The sequence below is a fragment of the Jatrophihabitans lederbergiae genome (assembly GCF_031845305.1).
In the GTDB taxonomy this organism is placed as follows: Bacteria; Actinomycetota; Actinomycetes; order Mycobacteriales; family Jatrophihabitantaceae; genus Jatrophihabitans_A; species Jatrophihabitans_A lederbergiae.
Genome location: NZ_JAVREH010000203.1, coordinates 1 through 763 on the forward strand (window position 1 = coordinate 1; position 763 = coordinate 763).

At 66.7% G+C, this 763-nt stretch carries 1 protein-coding gene and 1 pseudogene; one reads left to right on the forward strand and one right to left on the reverse strand.

The window, feature by feature from the left end; genetic code table 11:
• The coding region (locus RM423_RS24985; protein WP_311425737.1) for a winged helix-turn-helix domain-containing protein at window positions 1-310 on the forward strand (310 nt) is incomplete at its 5' end.
• A 56-nt stretch (window positions 311-366) separates the two neighbouring features.
• Here the strand turns inward: RM423_RS24985 and RM423_RS24990 are convergent.
• A pseudogene (locus tag RM423_RS24990) lies at window positions 367-594 on the reverse strand (transposase); the annotation flags it as partial.
• Between the last annotated feature and the right edge of the window lie 169 nt (window positions 595-763).

Genomic DNA, 763 nt, shown 5'->3' on the forward strand with positions numbered 1-763 from the left:
CCCCATCACACTCGGCGCCCTCAGCATCGACCTCCCCGCCCGCCTCATCCGCCCAGCCAACGGCACAACGGCGCAGCTGATCCACCTCACCCCCACCGAATGGCGAATGCTCGAAGTCCTCCTGACCCACCCCGGCTCACTCGTCACGACCCGCGAACTACTGACCGCCATGCGCGGACACCCATACCACACCGAACACAGTTACCTACGCATCTACATGCAACAACTACGCCGCAAGCTCGAACCAGACCCCACCCGCCCGCGCTACCTCCTCACCGAACCCGGCATGGGATACCGCTACATGCCCTGAAGGGGAGGGGAGGCCGGCACTCGCCATCATCTGGGTACACGGTGTTCCGGCGGTGTTCATCGGTAGTCTTCGGCGCCCGGGAATCGGTCGGCGAAGGTGATCGCGAACGCGTTCGAGGCTGGCTTCCACCGCATGGTCCATCAGGCGCGCCCGGCACCGGTGGGGTCCAGTGACCGGGTCACGAGGTAGTAGAGGCACTTCAGTGCGGCCTGTTCGTTGGGGAAGTGGCCGCGTGCCTTGATCGCTCGCCGATACCTGGCGTTGAGCGACTCGATCGCGGAACTGCGACGCCGCGGCCCCTCGCAGGGGCCGAGGACCAACCCACCGCTGACGATCGAGGAAACTCAAGGGGTGATCGCGGCGTCGGCGCGTTGGGTCTGATCCCGGCCGCGCGCCTTGGCGCGGTACATGGCGACGTCGGCGGCCTCGATCAGGTCGTCGAGGTGGCGTCCA